Origin of the sequence: Jatrophihabitans sp. (assembly GCF_051960575.1) — a bacterium.
Lineage (GTDB): Bacteria > Actinomycetota > Actinomycetes > Mycobacteriales > Jatrophihabitantaceae > JBQCEE01.
Map to the genome: position 1 here is coordinate 1 of NZ_JBQCEE010000272.1, position 16,394 is coordinate 16,394.

A 16,394-nucleotide genomic window follows, 5' to 3' on the forward strand; every position below is an offset into this window, starting at 1 on the left:
GACCGACCCGAACACCGGCGGGGCCGTCCGGGCGGTGCAGCAGCTCGCGCTGCTGACCGTGGGCGGCGACGACACGATCACGGGCGGCGACGGCGCCGACCAGATCTTCGGTGGCAAGGGCGACGACACGATCCGCACAGGCGACGGCGAGAACTACGTCGAGGGCAACCAGGGCACCGACACGATCTTCGGTGGCCCGGGCGGCAACGACATCGTCGGCGGCACCTCACCGCTGACGCTGCCGACCAGTGGCGCGGACGCGCTCACCGTGGCCCAGGTGCCCGATGCCGGCGACACGATCTACGCCGACGGCCGCACCGGCGGCCTCCCGGCGACACCGGACACCGGCGACGTCGTGCTCGGTGACAACGGCTGCATCAGCCGCGGCACCGGCGGCGCCCCGACGCTCGCGAACGGCTGCCCGACCGGGCCGTCGTCCGCGCCGACCGCGTGGCAGTTCAGCGCGGCCGACCTGGGCTCGGTCGACGCGGGACACCCGAACGGCAACCTGGTGCGGCCGGTCGTCCGGCAGCTCGACGTCACCGACTGCCCGGGCGGCGGGTCGTGCACGGTCGACTCGCGCGGCGGCTCGGACACCATCTACGGCGGGAGCGGTGACGACGTGCTGCTCGGCGAGACCGGCAACGACCGGATCTTCGGCGGGCCGGACGGCACCAACGGGGTGGACGACACCACGGGCGTGTTCGTCGGCAACGACGACGTCGAGGGCGGCGCCGGGTCGGACACCATCGCGGGCGGCGCCGGCGACGACGACCTGATCGGCGGCACCGCGCCGACCTACCTGCCCACCGGTGTCACGACGTCGCTCGTCAGCGACGGCACCGCGGGCGGCGCGCCGCTGACGGTGCCGGGCAACCCGCTGCTGACCATCCCCGGCACGGGCACGCTCGGCAACACCATCGACGGCGGTGGCGGTGCCGACGTGATCCTCGGCGGCAACGGCGTCATCACCCGCACGGTGAGCAACGGGGTCTGGGCGGTGAACGGGAACGACCACGCGTTCATCCGCACGCAGGCCGATCTCGACCTGCTCACCATCGGCGGCGACGACACCCTGCGGGGCAACCTGGGCGACGACAAGATCTTCGGCGCCCTGGGCAACGACACGATCAGTGGTGGCTTCGACGACGACTACCTCGAGGGCGGCCCCGGGCGGAACCTCGTCCAGGGCGGTCAGGGTGCTGACGACATCGTCGGCGGCACCAGCCCGATCGCGCTGCCGTCGCCCCCGAGCGGGAAGACGAACGACGACGTCGCGGCCGCGACGCCGAGCGGCACGGACGCCGGCGGCGGTCAGCGCGACGGCAACGTGCTCTGCGGCTTCGTCTGCGGCGGCTCGACCGCCGCGGGTGACGACGACGTCATCGCCGCGAACAACGCGCGCATCGACCGTTGCCCGGCGACGGTGAGCGGCGGCAAGGGCACGCCGGCGGGCAGTGACGCCTGCACGTGGGGCACCACCGACTACGGCAACGAGAAGGTGGGCAGTGCGCCGGGGGTGGCCCAGAGCGGCGCCATCTCGACGACCGGCCTCGGCGTCGCACGCACGCGGTACGTCACCCTGCTCGGGCAGTCGCCGACGAACACCACGTCCGACGGCAACGACTACGTCGAGGGCGACAGCGGCAACGACGTCCTCTACGGCGAGGACGGTTCGGACGCCGTGCACGGTGACACGCCGCTCGCGGGCAGCCCGCGGGTCGACGAGTGCCTGGCGACCGGGCCCGACGCCAACGCCGGGCAGGACGTGATCGTCGGTGGCTACGGCAGCGACACGCTCTGTGGCGACGGCGGCGACGACGGCATCGTCGGCACCCGCGGGCTGGTCACGATCGTGCCGTTCGCCAAGGGCAGCGGCCCGACGACGATCGGGACGACCGGTGGCCCGCCGTACGGCACGTTCACCTACCCGAGCAGCGGTGACACGATCGACCGGGTCGACCTGTCGAAGGAGTACGTCAACGGCGTGCTCACCGCGGTGCCGAACTGGAACGTCGCGACGGCAGCGGGCCAGAACAGCCAGCACGACGTCGAGTTCGGCGGGCAGGGCAACGACGCCCTGCACGGCAGCCCGGGCGACGACTTCCTGGAGGGTGACGACGGCCCGCACGTCGCGGGTGCGCCGGCCTCGACGGGTGGCGACGACGTGCTGTTCGGCGGCGACGGCAACGACTCGCTGCAGGGCGGCCCGGGCAACGACCACGCCTGGGGCGGCACCGGCAACGACGACCTCGACCTGCGTCGGTCCGACAGTGGCATCGCGCTGAAGGTCAACGAGTCGCGCGCCTGCCAGGCGATGCTGTTCCCGACGCTGACGGTGGCGCCGGCGGCGCTGCTCGCGGCCGAGGGGTGTTCGTCGACGGGGTACGGGATGCAGAGCTACGCATCGCGCTTCCCGCTGGTGTCGGGCAGCTACGACACCGACCCCGGCGGCGACGACAACGGCGGCACCGGCAAGAACACCAGCCTGTTCGGCGACATCATGTACGGCGGCTTCAACCGCGACGTCATGCAGTCGCAGCCGACCGGGCTCGGTGACCGCATGATCGACGACAACGGCGCGTACAACCTCGAGTACGTGTGCACGGCCCCGTACGGCGGCTGGCAGATCAACCGGGCGCTCAGCCCGGGCCTGCGGTCGTTCGTCCAGCAACTGGCGCAGGCCGACGGCGCGGTCGACCCGGCCACCGTCACCAGCTCCGGCGGCTACGAGGCGTCGATCATCTACCCGGGTGACGCGAAGGGGAACGCGGGTCAGGACTACCCGGGCACGCCGGGCCACTTCACCTGCTGAGGCGGGATACGGCCTGGTCTGTGGTCGTCAGCGCAGGAAGGGCGCGACGACCCAGGCCAGGCCGTCGGCGGTCGCCGCCGGGTCACCGGACGGCCGCATCACGTGGCTGAGCACGGTGCGCACGATGACGTCGACGATCACCGATCGTTCCTGCTCGGTCAGGTCCAGCGAGTAGTTCGCGAGTCGGCCGAGGATGGCCTGCTGCGCCATCTCGAGCAGCGTCTCGGAATGGGTCGTCAGCAGGGGCAGCAGTTCGGTGTCCGTGCCGTGGGTCGCGGACGCGACGGCGTGCAGCAGCGGGTTGTCCTCGGCCATCTCGAGGATCTCGCGGATCGCCGCGCGCAGCGCCGTGAGCAGGTCACCCGGGTGGGCGTCGAACGAGGTGTCGACGACCGCGAGGAAGCGCTGCAGCTCGTGGAGCACCATCGACTCGGCCAGCGCCGGCTTCGCCCCGACCTCGTTGTAGACCGTCTGGCGGCTCACGCCGACGCGATCGGCGAGACGGCCCATCGTCACACCTGACCAGCCCGCCTCGGTGGTGAGGTCGAGGGCGGCGGCGATGATCCGCTCACGCAGACCCGGCTCGCCGCCGGTGCTGTCGCGGCCGCCCGCCGCGGTCGGGAGCCCGGCCGTCACGATCACCATGCTAGGTGGCCCGTCAGCCGCTCCGGCCCGACGCGACCGACACGTCGCCGGCGCCCGACTCATGGGCGAAGGCCACGGTGTCGTCCCAGCGGCCGCGCTGGGCAATACGGGCGCGGTACTTCATGATCTCGCGCGGGCGGTCGATCGACAGCGCACCGACCACCCGGTCACCACGCCGGTAGAGGGCCAGGAAGCCGTGTGCGGTGGCGTCGACGTCACCCGGGTTCGCCACCCAGGTCTCGTCCGCGCGGGGCATGCCGACGAACTGCAGCCGGTGGCCGTACCAGTCGCTCCAGAAGTACGGGACGGACGCCAGCGGCGCGGCGGCCGCGGGGTCGACCGCATGGCGGGCTGCGGCCGCGCCCTGCTCGGCCGCGTTCGTCCAGTGCTCGAGGCGCAGCAGGTCGTCGTCGAACAGCGGGTTCGGCGCGTGCACGACGTCGCCGGCGGCCCACACGTGGGGCGCACCAGTGGCGAGGGTGGCGTCGGCGAGCACGCCGCCGTCATGCTCGTGCAGCGCGACGCCGCTGCCCTGCAGCCACGCGGTGTTCGGGGCGACGCCGATCCCGAGGACGACGAGGTCGGCGGGCAGCAGGGTGCCGTCGGCGAGCCGGACGCCCGTGACCCGGCCGCCGGCCGACTCGAGACGGGCGACGCCGACGTCGAGCCGCAGGTCGGTGCCGTTGGCCCGGTGCAGGTCGGCGCAGACGGCACCGAGTTCGGGCCCGACGCTGCGCTGCAGCGGCACCGGTGCCGCCTCGACGACGGTGACCGGCAGCCCGCGCTTGCGGGCGGCGGATGCGACCTCCGAACCGATGAAGCCGGCACCCACGACCACCGTGCGCGCACCGGCGTCCAGCGCCGCACGGATCGCCAGCGCATCGTCGAAGGTGCGAAGTGAATGCACACCTGACACCGCTCGTCCCCCGGCCCAGCCGTCTCCCGGCGTCCCAGATGACTGGCGCGGGAGACAAGCGGTCGTCTCGAGGCCGGGGAAGGGGTGCGGGGACGCGCCCGTGGCGATGATCAGCTCGTCATAGCTGACCGTGCGGTCGCCGAGGTGCAGCTCGCAGGCGTCGGTGTCGAGTGCCGTGGCGGGCGTGCCGAGCAGCAGCTCGACGCCGAGCTCGTCGCGCAGGTGCGCCTCGGGCTGCAGCGGGACGACGGACGCCGGCCCGGTCGCGTCCAGGAACGCCTTCGACAGCGGCGGCCGGTCGTAGGGCAGGTGCGGCTCGGCGCCGACGAGCGTGATCGGCCCCGGGTGCCCGTGCCGCCGCGCCGCCTCGACCGCGCGCAGCCCGGCGAGCGAGGCGCCGACGACGACCAGGTGCCGCACGGTCAGTCGCGCAGGCTCAGCGCAGCGACGGGGCAGGCGTCGACGGCGGCCTGGATCTCGGCGCGCTTGGCCTCGGGCGGGGTGTCGTCGAGGACCGTGACGTAGCCGTCCTCGCCGACCTCGAAGTACTCGTGGGCCATGGCCTCGCACATGCCGAGACCCTCGCAGCGGTCACGGTCGACGACGATCCTCATTCGGCGTGCTCCTCGGTCTGCTCGTCCTGCAGGCGGGCGGCCCGCGCCAGGGTGGCCTGCCGGCCGGTGCGGGTCAGTGGGATGAAGTCGATCTTCTCGCGCACGCCACAGTCGGGGCAGCACCAGCTGTCCGGGATGGTGGCCCACGGCGTGCCCGGCGCGAACCCCTCGCGGGCGTCGCCGACGGCCTCGTCGTAGATGTACTCGCAGCCGGGGCACTCGCCGCCGATGACCTCGTCGAGGTCGATGCGCAGCGCCTCGAGCGAGACGGCGGTGTCGAGCGCCTCGCGGCGGCGGGCGGCGGCCCGCTGTTCGGCCTGCAGCGCCGTGTACTTCGCGACGATGCGGTCGCGCTTGCGCGGATGGATGTTGACCAGCGTGATGTCGCCGTCGACGTGCGCGAGCACACGGGGGTCCATCACCTTGCGCCACAGCGGCGGCACGAGCGCGAGCATGATCATGCCGGCGTACCCGGTCGGCAGCACCGGGCTCTCTTCGAAGTCGCGCAGCGTCTGGTAGCGGCGGGTGGGGTTCGCGTGATGGTCGCTGTGCCGCTGCAGGTGGTACAGCAGGATGTTCGTCGCGATGTTGTTGCTGTTCCAGCTGTGGCTCGGCGCGCAGCGCTCGTAGCGGCGCTTGCCCTCGGGGCCGACCTGCTGGCGCAGCATGCCGTAGTGCTCCAGGTAGTTGACGACCTCGAGCAGCGAGAAGCCGATGACGGCCTGCAGCGCGATGTACGGCGCGACGCCCCAGCCGAGCCAGCCGATCATGACGGCGTACAGCGCGAGGGTCATCAGCCAGGCGTTCAGCACGTCGTTGCCGATGCGGAACGGGTGCTGCTGCTTGCGCGCGTACCGCTTGCGCTCGATCCCCCACGCGCTCTTCAGCGAGCCGGCCACCGTGCGCGGCCAGAACTGGTAGAAGTTCTCGCCGAAGCGGCTGCTGGCCGGGTCCTCCGGCGTCGCGACGCGCACGTGGTGGCCGCGGTTGTGCTCGATGTAGAAGTGGCCGTACGCGCTCTGCGCCAGCGCGATCTTCGACAGCCAGCGCTCGTGGCTCTCCTTCTTGTGGCCGAGTTCGTGGGCGGTGTTGATGCCGATGCCGCCGATCGTGCCGATCGTCATCGCCAGGCCGATCTTTCCGACGACGTCGAGGTGCCCGGCGCCCGCGATGTACCACATGGCCGCGACGAACGCGCCGTACTGGATCGGCAGGAAAAGGTAGGTGATCCAGCGGTAGTACCGGTCGCGCTCGAGCGCCTCGATCACGTCGTCCGGCGGGTTCGAGCGGTCGAGCCCGACGACGAGGTCGACGATGGGGATGATGCCGAAGATGAGGATCGGGCCGAGCCAGAGGATCGGGCCGAAGCGGGTGAGGTGGTGCACCACCATCGCGACGATCCCCAGCGACGGCACGACGAGCCCGAACAGCCAGAGCCGCCGCTTCTTGTCCCGCCACTGCTCCTGCGAGCCCGCGGGGATCGTCCCGGTCGTGTCGAGCACCGTCATCGCGCATCCTCCTGTCACGAGGTGTCACACCTGCCGTTGGACAAACGGTAGGGGAGTGTCAACCGCTTGACAAGAGGAAGCCGTTTGTAAAGTCGCCGGAGCCGTGGACCGGATCTTCACGCCGTCGCCGGGGCATGCGTCGTCCAACGCATCTCGATCCGGCCGGACGCGACGGTGTCCGACCCGACCGTGATGGCCGTGGCGAGGCATGCCCCGGTGCGGCCATCAAGATCCGGTGCGCGCGGCTACCAGTGGGTGCCGCGGGTGATCTCGGCGAAGAGGCGGCCCTCGCGGGTGACCTGCTCGGCGGTCGGGGCGGCGAGTTCGCCACGGGCGGCCTGCGAGTCGCCGAACAGGCGGTAGCCGCGGTTGCGGACGGCGTCCATGATCTGCGGGCTGATCGCGTCGGCGAACGCGGCGACTTGGCCGAACGGCGGCGAGACGCGCCGCGGCCGGTGGATCACCGTCTCGCAGAGGACGTCGGCCGCCTCCTCCGGCGAGAGCGTCGGGAACTTCTGGTAGATCGTCGTCGCCTCGATCATCGGGGTACGCACGAGCACCATGTGCACGGTCGAGAACCGCACGTTGTCGCTGTGCGTCTCGGCCTGCCACGAGTCCGAGAGGGTGTCGAGCGCGGCCTTGCTCGCGATGTACGCGCCGAAGCGCGGCATGCGCGTCTGCACGCCGATCGACGACACGTTGATGACGTGGCCGAACTGGCGCTCGCGCATGCCCGGCAGCAGCGCGAGCATGAGGCGCACCGGCGCGAAGTAGTTCAGCGTCATCGTGCGCTGGTAGTCGTGGAACCGGTCGTACGACAGCTCGAGCGAGCGCCGGATCGACCGGCCCGCGTTGTTGATGAGGATGTCGACGCCGCCGAGGTCGCTGATCACCTTCGCGGCCATCTCGCCGATCGCGTCCATGTCCGAGAGGTCGCACGGGTACACGTGCGCCTTCCCGCCCGCGGCGTCGACCGCGGCAGCCGTCTCCTCGAGCTTCTCGCGGCCGCGCGCGACCAGCACGACCTCGCCGCCCGCCTCGCCGATCTTCAGCGCGGTCGCGAGCCCGATGCCGGACGACGCCCCGGTGATCATCGTCGTGCGCCCGCGCACGGCGTCCTCGAGCGTGCCGCCGCGGATCGCGTCGATCACGTTCAACCCGTAGAACGGACGGTGCCGCCCGCTCGTGGTCGGGCGGTTGAGCAGGTGCGAGACCGCGCCCACGGGCTTGCCGGCGATGCCTGCGAGCTGCTGCAACGGGTTCATGGCGGCCCCCACGGTTCGGACGGTCAGGTCGGTCGACGACGGATCTTGCTGCCCAGCCAGACCAGTGGATCGTACTTGCGGTCCACCACCCGCTCCTTGAGCGGGATCAGCGCATTGTCGGTGATCTTGATGTGCTCGGGGCAGACCTCGGTGCAGCACTTGGTGATGTTGCACATCCCGAGGCCGTGGTCCTCCTGCGCGGTGTGCTGCCGGTCGAGGGCGTCGAGCGGGTGCATGTCGAGCTCGGCGATGCGCATCAGGAAGCGCGGACCCGAGTAGGCGGTCTTGTTGTCCTCGTGGTCACGCACCACGTGGCAGACGTTCTGGCACAGGAAGCACTCGATGCACTTGCGGAACTCCTGCGAGCGCTCGACGTCGACCTGCATCATGCGGTACTCGCCGGGCGCGACGCCCTTCGGTGGCGCGAACGCCGGCACCTCCTCGGCCTTGCGGTAGTTGTAGCCGACGTCGGTGACGAGGTCCTTCAGCACCGGGAACGTGCGCAGCGGCGTGACGGTGATCGTCTCGGCCTCGCTGAAGGTCGACATGCGGGTCATGCACATCAGCCGGGGGCGTCCGTTCACCTCGGCCGAGCACGAGCCGCACTTGCCGGCCTTGCAGTTCCAGCGCACGGCCAGATCGCCGGCCTGGGTGGCCTGCAGCCGGTGGATGATGTCGAGGACGACCTCGCCCTCGTTCACCTCGACCTGGAAATCCTGCAGGTCGCCGCCCTCGGCGGTGCCGCGCCAGACGCGGAAGTGCGCGGTGTAGCTCATGCCGGGACGATCCCCTCCGTCAGCGGTTCCCGCGGTTCCGTCGGCGGCCACTCGCCCGCCTCGAGCACGGCCATGTCCTGCTTGGTGAAGTACTTCGCCAGCTCGTCGGGGTCGAACAGCTCGACCAGGTCGAGCCGCATCGGCGGCATCACCTGCTCGACCACCTGCACCGCGTCGCCGACCACCGAGCAGATGAGATTGCGCTGGCCCCACTCCGCGTCCATGCCGGGGTAGTCGTCGCGGGTGTGACCGCCGCGCGACTCCTGCCGCAGCAGCGCGGCCTTCGCGACGCACTCCGAGACCAGCAGCATGTTGCGCAGGTCGAGCGCGGTGTGCCAGCCGGGGTTGAAGTGGCGGTCGCCCTCGACGCGCGCGTTCGGCACCCGCGCCTTGAAGGCCTCGAGACGAAGGATCGCCTCCTCCATCTCCTTCTCCTTGCGGATGATCCCGACCAGGTCGTTCATCGACTGCTGCAGGTCCGACTGGATGGCGTAGGGGTTCTCGCCGCCCTCGGTGACCTCGAACGGCGCGAGCGCCGCGCGCGAGGCCGCGACGACCTGCGCCTCGCTGACCTTCGGCCGCTCGGCCAGCCCCTGCACGTACGCCACCGCGCCGTCGCCGGCGCGCTTGCCGAAGACGAGCAGGTCGGACAACGAGTTGCCGCCGAGCCGGTTCGAGCCGTGCATGCCGCCGGCCACCTCGCCGGCGGCGAACAGCCCGGGCACCCGGGCCGCAGCCGCCGTGTCGGGGTCGACCTCGACACCGCCCATGACGTAGTGGCAGGTCGGCCCGACCTCCATCGGCTCGGCGGTGATGTCGACGTCGGCCAGCTCCTTGAACTGGTGGTGCATCGACGGCAGCCGCCGCAGGATCTCCTCGGCCGGCAGCCGGGAGGCGATGTCGAGGAAGACGCCGCCGTGCGGTGACCCGCGGCCGGCCTTCACCTCGCTGTTGATCGCGCGGGCCACCTCGTCGCGGGGGAGCAGCTCCGGAGGGCGCCGGTTGTTGTCGGCGTCGCTGTACCAGCGGTCGGCCTCGTCCTCGGTCTCCGCGTACTGCTTGCGGAAGACGTCCGGCACGTAGTCGAACATGAACCGCTTGCCCTCGCTGTTGCGCAGCACGCCACCGTCGCCGCGCACCGACTCGGTGACGAGGATGCCCTTCACCGACGGCGGCCAGACCATGCCGGTGGGGTGGAACTGGATGAACTCCATGTTCACGAGCGTCGAGCCGGCCCGCAGGGCGAGCGCGTGCCCGTCGCCGGTGTACTCCCACGAGTTCGAGGTGACCTTGAACGACTTGCCGATGCCGCCGGTGGCGAGGATGACGGCGGGCGCGTGGAAGACGACGAACCGCCCGGACTCGCGCCAGTAGCCGAACGCGCCGGAGACGCGGTCGCCGTCCTTGAGGATCTCGGTGATCGTGCACTCGGCGAAGACCTTGAGCTTGCCGTCGCTGGCACCGTGCGTCTGCCCGGCGGCGCGGGCATCGGCCTGCTGCAGCGACACGATCTTCTGCTGCAGCGTGCGGATCAGCTCGAGGCCGGTGCGGTCGCCGACATGCGCCAGCCGCGGGTAGCTGTGCCCGCCGAAGTTGCGCTGGCTGATGCGTCCGTCCTTGGTGCGGTCGAACAGCGCGCCGTAGGTCTCGAGCTCCCAGACGCGGTCGGGCGCCTCCTTGGCGTGCAGCTCGGCCATCCGCCAGCTGTTGAGGAACTTGCCGCCGCGCATGGTGTCGCGGAAGTGCACCATCCAGTTGTCGTTGCTGTTCACATTGCCCATGGACGCCGCACAGCCGCCCTCGGCCATCACGGTGTGGGCCTTGCCGAACAACGACTTGCAGATCACCGCCACCCGCAGGCCGGCCTCGCGCGCGGCGACGGCGGCGCGCAGGCCTGCACCACCCGCGCCGATCACGAGGACGTCGTACCGGTGCTGTTCCACCTCGGCCATGCAGGGGCTCCTCGTCTGACGGACGGCCTAGTTCACGAAGCGCGGGTCGGAGAACGTGCCGGCGGCGACGAACGCGATGTAGGCATCGGTGATGAGCAGCGTCGCCAGCGTCGTCCAGGCCAACTGCATGTGCTTCGCGTTGAGCTTCGACACGAACGTCCAGGCCCGGTACCGCAGCGGGTGGGCCGAGAAGTTGCGCATGCGGCCGCCGACGATGTGCCGGCACGAGTGGCACGACAGCGTGTAGGCCCACAGCAGCACGACGTTGACGAGCATGATCACGGTGCCGAGACCGAAGCCGAACGAGTGCCCCTCCGGACGGAACGCCTGCACCACGTCCCAGGTGTTGACGATCGAGATGACACCCGCGGCCACCCAGAAGTAGCGGTGCAGGTTCTGCAGCACGAGCGGGAACCGCGTCTCGCCGGTGTAGTTGGTGTGCGGCTCGGCGACGGCGCACGCCGGCGGCGACTGCCAGAACGCGCGGTAGTACGAGCGCCGGTAGTAGTAGCAGGTGAGCCGGAACCCGAGCAGGAACGGCAGCGTCACGATCGCGAACGGGATCAGCGCCGGGAAGTGACCGAACCAGGTGCCGAAGTCGCGCGAGCCCGACGTGCAGCTCGCCGTGACGCACGGCGAGTAGAACGGCGACAGGTAGTGCTCGGGCGCGGCGAAGTAGGCGGCCTGCCAGACGGTGCGGACGAACGCGTACAGCACCCACGCGCTGAGCAGCAGCGCCGTGATGAGCGGCGCCTGCCACCAGCGGTCGGTGCGCAGCGTGCGGGCGTCGATGGTGGCGCGGCCCGGGGCGGCCGTGCCGGCGGTCCGCTTCGAGTCGGGCCGCGGCTGGGTGGCGGTCATCTGTGGGCGTCCGGCGTCGGGGGGCTGGCCGGAGCGCTCACCGGTGGTAGCCGCCGAGGCCCTCGTCGTCGGCGTCCGCCCAGAGCGAGGGGTCGTGCGGCCGGTCGTCGATGACGTGCACCGGGCCGGCGGCCACGGGGCGCGCCTCGGGCGCGGGCAGGGTGTCGAGCTCGGCGGCGTCGAGGTCGAGCCGGTCGACGTCGCCGACGAGGCGCCGCACGGCCGGGATGTCGCCGTAGCGACCGCGGACGGAATCGATGATCGAGCGCAGCTCGTCGACGGTCCGGTGGAGGTGGGACAACTCGGTCGTGACTGTCATCGATGATCTCCGCTGTGACGTGCGACACGGACAGTCGTGATCCTCACGCACTGCAGCGGTCGAGGCAAGCAGGCACACACCCTGCGGCCACAGCGGTTCCCGGGGTCGTGTAGTGTTTCCCCCTGCTGTACCTGCCCCTTTAGCTCAGTCGGCAGAGCGTCTCCATGGTAAGGAGAAGGTCTACGGTTCGATTCCGTAAAGGGGCTCCGGCCGGCGTACTCTGGATCGCTGGAGTCGTTCGCAGCGGCCAAGGCGGGGTAGCTCAGTCTGGTAGAGCAAGCGGCTCATAATCGCTGTGTCGCCGGTTCAAGTCCGGCCCTCGCTACACAACCTCGCAGTTCCCAGTAGTCGTCGTCTGAGAAGGGCCCTTTCGTGGCTGCCACCGATGTCCGTCCGAAGATCACCATGGCTTGCACCGTCTGCAAGCACCGCAACTACATCACCCGCAAGAACCGGCGCAACGACCCGGACCGCCTGGCGATGAACAAGTTCTGCCCGAACTGCGGCAAGCACACCGAGCACCGCGAGACGCGCTGACCCAGCGCTGACCGGCCCCGCCGACCGTCCAGGTCGAGCGGGGCCGCTGCATGTCACGGGATGGCAGGATGCCGTCACGGTCCGTCGCGTCAACCCGTCCGGGGACTACGATCACCGCCACGGCGCCGACGGACACCGACGGCGCGCGAGCGAGGACGGAGCGGCGATGACGACCGAGGTGGGCCCGGCGGCCGCCGCCGGCGCACGCCCGGACGGTCGCCGGTCGCGCTGGACGCAGCACCGCGTCGAGCGCCGAGCCGCCTTCGTGGCGGCGGGTGCCGACGCCATCGACCTGCACGGTCCCGAGGCGAGCGCCGAGCAGATCGCCGAGCTGGCCGGGGTCAGCCGCACCGTGCTGTACCGCTACTTCCGCGACCGCGAGGACCTGCGCCAGGCCATCGCCGACCACGTCGTCATGGCGGTCACCGAGAGCGTGCTGCCGAAGCTCGCGATCAGCCCGCAGAGCACGCCCCGCGACATCATCACCACGACGATCGCGACCATCATCGACTGGCTCGGCGACCATCCGAACCTCTACTACTTCCTGCGCACGCTGCGGAACGGCTCGTCGCTCGACGTCGTCGAGAACACCCTCGCCGTGCAGGTCGCGGCGCTGCTCAAGATCCTCATGCTGATGTTCGGCATCGACGACGAGCAGGCCGAGCCCGGCGCGCACGGCCTGGTCGGCTTCGTCGAGGCGACCGGGTCGTGGTGGCTCAAGCACCAGGACGAGATGCCGCGAGAACGGATCATCGACCTCATCTGCGGCGGCGTGTGGAACCTGCTGCAGGGCAGCGCGCGCGCCGAGGGCATCACCATCCACTACGACGAGCCGCTGCCCATCGGGCCGGCGGTCTGAGACGGGGACGCGTGGACGACGACGGCTATGACGGCGCGGCCGAGCTGCTCGACGGCGACACGGCCGTGGCGACGCGGGTGACGCTGCGCGGTCACTTCGACCCGATCAGCGGCCACTACCGCTGGTACGGACGCGTCGCGGCGAGCCCGGAGGTCACCGCCCTCGTCGCGGCGGGGGCCCGGCGGGTCACCCTGCGCACGCCGCACGGCGAGGTCGACACCACCCTGACCGACGTCGACCCGTGGGGCCGGCCGCGGGTCGAGGGCTTCGGTCCCGCACCGTTCCCGGTGCTGAGCGACCTGCCGGACGGGGGCTGACATGCCGGTCGACCCGGCCTACATCGGCCGCGTGTACCCCGCGACCGAGCCCTACGAGGTGTCGCGCGAGAAGATCCGCGAGTTCGCCGATGCCATCAACGACCCCAACCCGGTGTACCGCGACCGCGCCGCGGCGCAGGCACTGGGGCATCCCGACGTCGTCGCGCCACCGACCTTCGCGATCCGCCTGACCCTCTCGGCCGGACACCAGGTGATCAAGGATCCCGATCTCGGCATCGACTACTCGCGGGTGGTGCACGGCGAGCAGCAGTTCCGCTACGCCCGCCCGGTGTACGCCGGCGACGTGCTGCAGGTCGTCGTGACGGTCGAGAACATCCGCGCCGCCGCCGGCAACGACATCGTCACCACCCGCGCCGACGTCAGCACCGTCGACGGCGAGCCGGTCGTGACGGCCGTGTCGACGATCGTCGCCCGCGGGACGGCGGCATGAGCGCCGGTGTGGGGCCGAGCCGTGTGCAGGTCGGCGACGAGCTCCCCGCGCAGACCTTCCCGATCAGCCGCCTCGACCTGGTGCGGTACGCGGGCGCGTCCGGTGACTTCAACCCGATCCACTGGAACGAGCGGTTCGCGAAGGAGGTCGGGCTGCCCGACGTCATCGCGCACGGCATGTTCACCATGGCCACGGCCGTGCGTGTCGTGACCGACTGGCTCGGCGACCCGGGTGCGGTGACGGAGTACGGCGTGCGGTTCACCCGCCCGGTGGTCGTGCCGGATCCCGAGGGTGCGACCCTGCACGTCGCCGGCTCGGTGCGCGAGGTGCGCGACGACGGCTCGGTGGTGGTCGACCTGACCGTCACCGTCGACGGACAGACGGTGCTGGCCAAGGCCCGTGCCACCGCGAGTCCCACGGCGAAGGGACGCACCACGTGAAGGTCGAACGCACGCTGCGGCACGAACGGTCCGCCGCCGAGGTGTTCGAGATGGTCTGCACCCCCGCGTTCCAGGAGCAGAAGTGCCGCGACGCCGGTGCCCTGTCCTGGTCGGTGGAGGTCGAGACCGACGGCGCCGGCGCGATCGTCCGGACGACCCGCCGCATGCCCACCGACGACTTCCCGGCGCTGCTGCGCAAGTTCGTGCCGAGCGGCGTCAGCTCGACCGAGACGATCACCTGGGGCGGCCCGTCGGCCGACGGCGGTCGCATCGCCGAGGTGCACGTCGGCATCCACGGCCTGCCCGCGAAGCTGGTCGGCACCATCGAGCTCGTGCCGCACGACGGCGGCACCCGGCTGACCGTCGACGGCGACTTCACCGTCGGCATCCCGCTCGTCGGCCGCAAGGTCGAGGCGGCGAGCGTCCCGATCATCCTGCGGATCATCGACGCCGAGGTGCAGACGGGCGAGACGTGGGCGGCCGGCGTCCACTGAGCACCCGGACGCACCGCCTGGCCGCCGTCGGCGCGGTGCTCGTCCTCGGCGGCTGCACGTCGGCCGTCGGCGGGCACGGCAGCGCGGCGTCCCGCAGCTCCACGTCGGTGCCGTCGTCGGCGTCGTCGGCGACCGCACCGCCGGCAGCGGGCGGCTCGTCGACGCCGGGCTCCGTGCCGCCCTCCGCACCGTCCACCTCGTCCGCCTCGCCGCCTGCGACCGGGACGTCGTGTTCGACCGACGCGCAGCCCGACCCGCACCGCCCGCGGATGGCGCTGGACTTCCGGGTCGCCGACCACCTGCACACGGTCGACGGCACCGAACGGATCTCGTTCACGCCCGACCGTCCGATCACCGAGCTGGTCTTCCGGCTCACCGCGAACACGGCGCCGACCGTGGCCGAGGGCAACCGCATCGACGTGCTGTCGGCCACCGGCGACCACGGCGCCGGGCGTCCCGCCTTCACCCGGGCCGGGGCGGCGGCGTCCACCCAGGGCGGCCTGCTGCACCTGCCCTACCCGCGCCCGATCGCGGCGGGCACGACGGTGTCGGCCACGATCACCTTCCGGCTCACCCTGGGCACCGAGTCCTTCGACCGCTTCGGGCGCACCGTGCGGGGCGGGCAGTCCTTCGCCTGGTTCGGTTCGGGGGAGCCGCTGCTCGCCTGGCAGCGCGGGTTCGGCTGGCACACCGAGGACATGATCAGGTTCACCGCCGAGAGCGCGACGAGCGAGGCGATGGACCTGTCCCTGCGGGTCGCGGCGCCGGCCCGGTACACGGTGCTCGCGAGCGGCAACCCCACCACGCCGACGACCCAGGGCGCCGACCGCGTCTGGACGAGCACCCTGTCCGCGGCCCGCGACGTGAGCGTGGCCGTCGGGCCGTTCCAGGTGGGCGACGCCGACGTCGGCGGCGTGCACCTGCGCGTGGGCGCGTACAGCGCCCGGGTGCGCGACGCGCTGGTGCCGGAGTTCGAGCGGGCGATCCGCGAGCTGACCGCGCGCTACGGCCCGTTCCCGTTCCCGTCGCTCTCGGTGGCGCGGGTGCCGTCGCAGGGTGGGGGCGTCGAGTACCCGGGCGCGATCCAGATGCTCGACGGCTCGCGCCTGGTCGCCGTGCACGAGACCGCGCACCAGTGGTTCTACGCGATGGTCGGCAACTCGCAGGCGCTGCACCCGTACCTGGACGAGGCGTTCGCGCAGTTCTCCGAGCAGCTCGTCGACGGCACGCCGGAGCCCGCCGAGGTGTTGCAGCAGCCGGGCACCGTCGACCGCTCGACCGAGTCGTACGGCGACAACGTCGACGGCTACTACTTCGTCACCTACGACAAGGGCGCCGCGGCGCTCGAGGCCGCCCGTCAGGCGGCCGGGCCCGCCGCGTTCGACGCCGCCCTGCGCTGCTACGTCGCGCACAACGCCTGGCGCATCGCCTCGCCCGCCGACCTGCAGGCCGCGCTCGCCCACCTGCCGGCCGCCATCCGCGTCCTGCGGCAGGCCGGAGCGCTCCCGTGACCGACCGCTTGTCCCCCGGCCCAGGGGGGGTGCGGGCCGCGGGCAGCCCCGGGGGGGGGGGGCCGCGCCCCCGGGGTGGGGGTTGGGGGCGGGGGGGGGCCGGGGGGGGGGCCC

Annotated in this window: 17 protein-coding genes and 2 tRNA genes; 10 read left to right on the top strand and 9 right to left on the bottom strand. The window is 71.7% G+C overall.

What is annotated here, in order from left to right; translation table 11 throughout:
- On the top strand, positions 1-2,815 hold a 2,815-nt coding region (locus tag ACTHMS_RS15420), incomplete at its 5' end, for a calcium-binding protein (protein ID WP_440307557.1).
- 27 nt (positions 2,816-2,842) lie between these two features.
- Here ACTHMS_RS15420 and ACTHMS_RS15425 read toward each other — a convergent pair.
- The 9 genes from ACTHMS_RS15425 to ACTHMS_RS15465 form a co-directional block, all read right to left on the bottom strand.
- The gene (locus ACTHMS_RS15425; RefSeq protein WP_440307558.1) at positions 2,843-3,460 is read right to left on the bottom strand and encodes a TetR family transcriptional regulator; all 618 of its coding nucleotides are present in this window, start codon (positions 3,458-3,460) and stop codon (positions 2,843-2,845) included.
- Positions 3,461-3,473: 13 nt separating this feature from the next.
- Entirely contained in the window at positions 3,474-4,796 is a 1,323-nt protein-coding gene (locus tag ACTHMS_RS15430; RefSeq protein ID WP_440307559.1) for an NAD(P)/FAD-dependent oxidoreductase, read from the bottom strand.
- Between the two features lie 2 nt (positions 4,797-4,798).
- Complete coding sequence (locus ACTHMS_RS15435; protein WP_440307560.1) at positions 4,799-4,990, bottom strand: ferredoxin; 192 nt, start codon at positions 4,988-4,990, stop codon at positions 4,799-4,801.
- On the bottom strand, positions 4,987-6,492 hold the full coding sequence (locus tag ACTHMS_RS15440) for a fatty acid desaturase (RefSeq protein WP_440307572.1): 1,506 nt from the start codon (positions 6,490-6,492) through the stop codon (positions 4,987-4,989). Before ACTHMS_RS15440 ends, ACTHMS_RS15435 begins: the two co-directional genes overlap by 4 nt.
- Before the next feature lie 251 nt (positions 6,493-6,743).
- Positions 6,744-7,763 carry an SDR family NAD(P)-dependent oxidoreductase gene (locus ACTHMS_RS15445; RefSeq protein WP_440307573.1) on the bottom strand — a complete coding sequence of 340 codons (1,020 nt, stop codon included), beginning with the start codon at positions 7,761-7,763 and terminating at the stop codon, positions 6,744-6,746.
- A 23-nt stretch (positions 7,764-7,786) separates the two neighbouring features.
- The gene (locus ACTHMS_RS15450) at positions 7,787-8,539 is read right to left on the bottom strand and encodes a succinate dehydrogenase/fumarate reductase iron-sulfur subunit (RefSeq protein WP_440307561.1); all 753 of its coding nucleotides are present in this window, start codon (positions 8,537-8,539) and stop codon (positions 7,787-7,789) included.
- The gene (locus ACTHMS_RS15455; RefSeq protein ID WP_440307562.1) at positions 8,536-10,491 is read right to left on the bottom strand and encodes a fumarate reductase/succinate dehydrogenase flavoprotein subunit; all 1,956 of its coding nucleotides are present in this window, start codon (positions 10,489-10,491) and stop codon (positions 8,536-8,538) included. Before ACTHMS_RS15455 ends, ACTHMS_RS15450 begins: the two co-directional genes overlap by 4 nt.
- Before the next feature lie 27 nt (positions 10,492-10,518).
- Complete coding sequence (locus ACTHMS_RS15460; protein ID WP_440307563.1) at positions 10,519-11,352, bottom strand: hypothetical protein; 834 nt, start codon at positions 11,350-11,352, stop codon at positions 10,519-10,521.
- A gap of 37 nt (positions 11,353-11,389) precedes the next feature.
- Positions 11,390-11,671 carry a hypothetical protein gene (locus ACTHMS_RS15465; RefSeq protein WP_440307564.1) on the bottom strand — a complete coding sequence of 94 codons (282 nt, stop codon included), beginning with the start codon at positions 11,669-11,671 and terminating at the stop codon, positions 11,390-11,392.
- Positions 11,672-11,804: 133 nt separating this feature from the next.
- On the opposite strand from ACTHMS_RS15465, the gene ACTHMS_RS15470 reads away from it, so the two are divergent.
- The 9 genes from ACTHMS_RS15470 (at position 11,805) to ACTHMS_RS15510 (ending at position 16,280) form a co-directional block, all read left to right on the top strand.
- Positions 11,805-11,877: transfer RNA gene (locus ACTHMS_RS15470), tRNA-Thr, on the top strand.
- 45 nt (positions 11,878-11,922) lie between these two features.
- A tRNA-Met gene (locus tag ACTHMS_RS15475) sits at positions 11,923-11,996 on the top strand.
- A gap of 47 nt (positions 11,997-12,043) precedes the next feature.
- A complete protein-coding gene (gene rpmG / locus ACTHMS_RS15480; RefSeq protein WP_440307565.1) occupies positions 12,044-12,208 on the top strand; it encodes a 50S ribosomal protein L33 in 165 nt (54 codons plus the stop codon).
- Between the two features lie 166 nt (positions 12,209-12,374).
- Positions 12,375-13,067 (top strand): TetR/AcrR family transcriptional regulator, encoded by a 693-nt coding sequence (locus ACTHMS_RS15485; protein ID WP_440307566.1) that lies wholly within the window; start codon positions 12,375-12,377, stop codon positions 13,065-13,067.
- Positions 13,068-13,078: 11 nt separating this feature from the next.
- Positions 13,079-13,384 carry a DUF4873 domain-containing protein gene (locus ACTHMS_RS15490; RefSeq protein ID WP_440307567.1) on the top strand — a complete coding sequence of 102 codons (306 nt, stop codon included), beginning with the start codon at positions 13,079-13,081 and terminating at the stop codon, positions 13,382-13,384.
- A gap of 1 nt (position 13,385) precedes the next feature.
- Positions 13,386-13,835, top strand: a complete 450-nt coding sequence (locus tag ACTHMS_RS15495; RefSeq protein ID WP_440307568.1) for an FAS1-like dehydratase domain-containing protein — start codon at positions 13,386-13,388, stop codon at positions 13,833-13,835.
- A complete protein-coding gene (locus tag ACTHMS_RS15500; protein WP_440307569.1) occupies positions 13,832-14,275 on the top strand; it encodes a MaoC family dehydratase in 444 nt (147 codons plus the stop codon). Before ACTHMS_RS15495 ends, ACTHMS_RS15500 begins: the two co-directional genes overlap by 4 nt.
- Positions 14,272-14,769: a DUF2505 domain-containing protein gene (locus tag ACTHMS_RS15505; RefSeq protein WP_440307570.1), complete on the top strand. Its 498-nt coding sequence runs from the start codon at positions 14,272-14,274 to the stop codon at positions 14,767-14,769. Before ACTHMS_RS15500 ends, ACTHMS_RS15505 begins: the two co-directional genes overlap by 4 nt.
- Positions 14,748-16,280, top strand: a complete 1,533-nt coding sequence (locus tag ACTHMS_RS15510; RefSeq protein WP_440307571.1) for a M1 family aminopeptidase — start codon at positions 14,748-14,750, stop codon at positions 16,278-16,280. Before ACTHMS_RS15505 ends, ACTHMS_RS15510 begins: the two co-directional genes overlap by 22 nt.
- Positions 16,281-16,394: the final 114 nt, after the last annotated feature.

What these genes read in the sequence shown, in the direction of transcription:
- ACTHMS_RS15425 (WP_440307558.1), bottom strand. Translation starts at nt 3,460, where the DNA reads ATGGTGATCGTGACGGCCGGGCTCCCGACCGCGGCGGGCGGCCGCGAC.
- ACTHMS_RS15435 (WP_440307560.1), bottom strand. Translation starts at nt 4,990, where the DNA reads ATGAGGATCGTCGTCGACCGTGACCGCTGCGAGGGTCTCGGCATGTGC.
- ACTHMS_RS15445 (WP_440307573.1), bottom strand. Translation starts at nt 7,763, where the DNA reads ATGAACCCGTTGCAGCAGCTCGCAGGCATCGCCGGCAAGCCCGTGGGC.
- ACTHMS_RS15450 (WP_440307561.1), bottom strand. Translation starts at nt 8,539, where the DNA reads ATGAGCTACACCGCGCACTTCCGCGTCTGGCGCGGCACCGCCGAGGGC.
- ACTHMS_RS15455 (WP_440307562.1), bottom strand. Translation starts at nt 10,491, where the DNA reads ATGGCCGAGGTGGAACAGCACCGGTACGACGTCCTCGTGATCGGCGCG.
- ACTHMS_RS15460 (WP_440307563.1), bottom strand. Translation starts at nt 11,352, where the DNA reads ATGACCGCCACCCAGCCGCGGCCCGACTCGAAGCGGACCGCCGGCACG.
- ACTHMS_RS15465 (WP_440307564.1), bottom strand. Translation starts at nt 11,671, where the DNA reads ATGACAGTCACGACCGAGTTGTCCCACCTCCACCGGACCGTCGACGAG.
- ACTHMS_RS15485 (WP_440307566.1), top strand. Translation starts at nt 12,375, where the DNA reads ATGACGACCGAGGTGGGCCCGGCGGCCGCCGCCGGCGCACGCCCGGAC.
- ACTHMS_RS15495 (WP_440307568.1), top strand. Translation starts at nt 13,386, where the DNA reads ATGCCGGTCGACCCGGCCTACATCGGCCGCGTGTACCCCGCGACCGAG.
- ACTHMS_RS15500 (WP_440307569.1), top strand. Translation starts at nt 13,832, where the DNA reads ATGAGCGCCGGTGTGGGGCCGAGCCGTGTGCAGGTCGGCGACGAGCTC.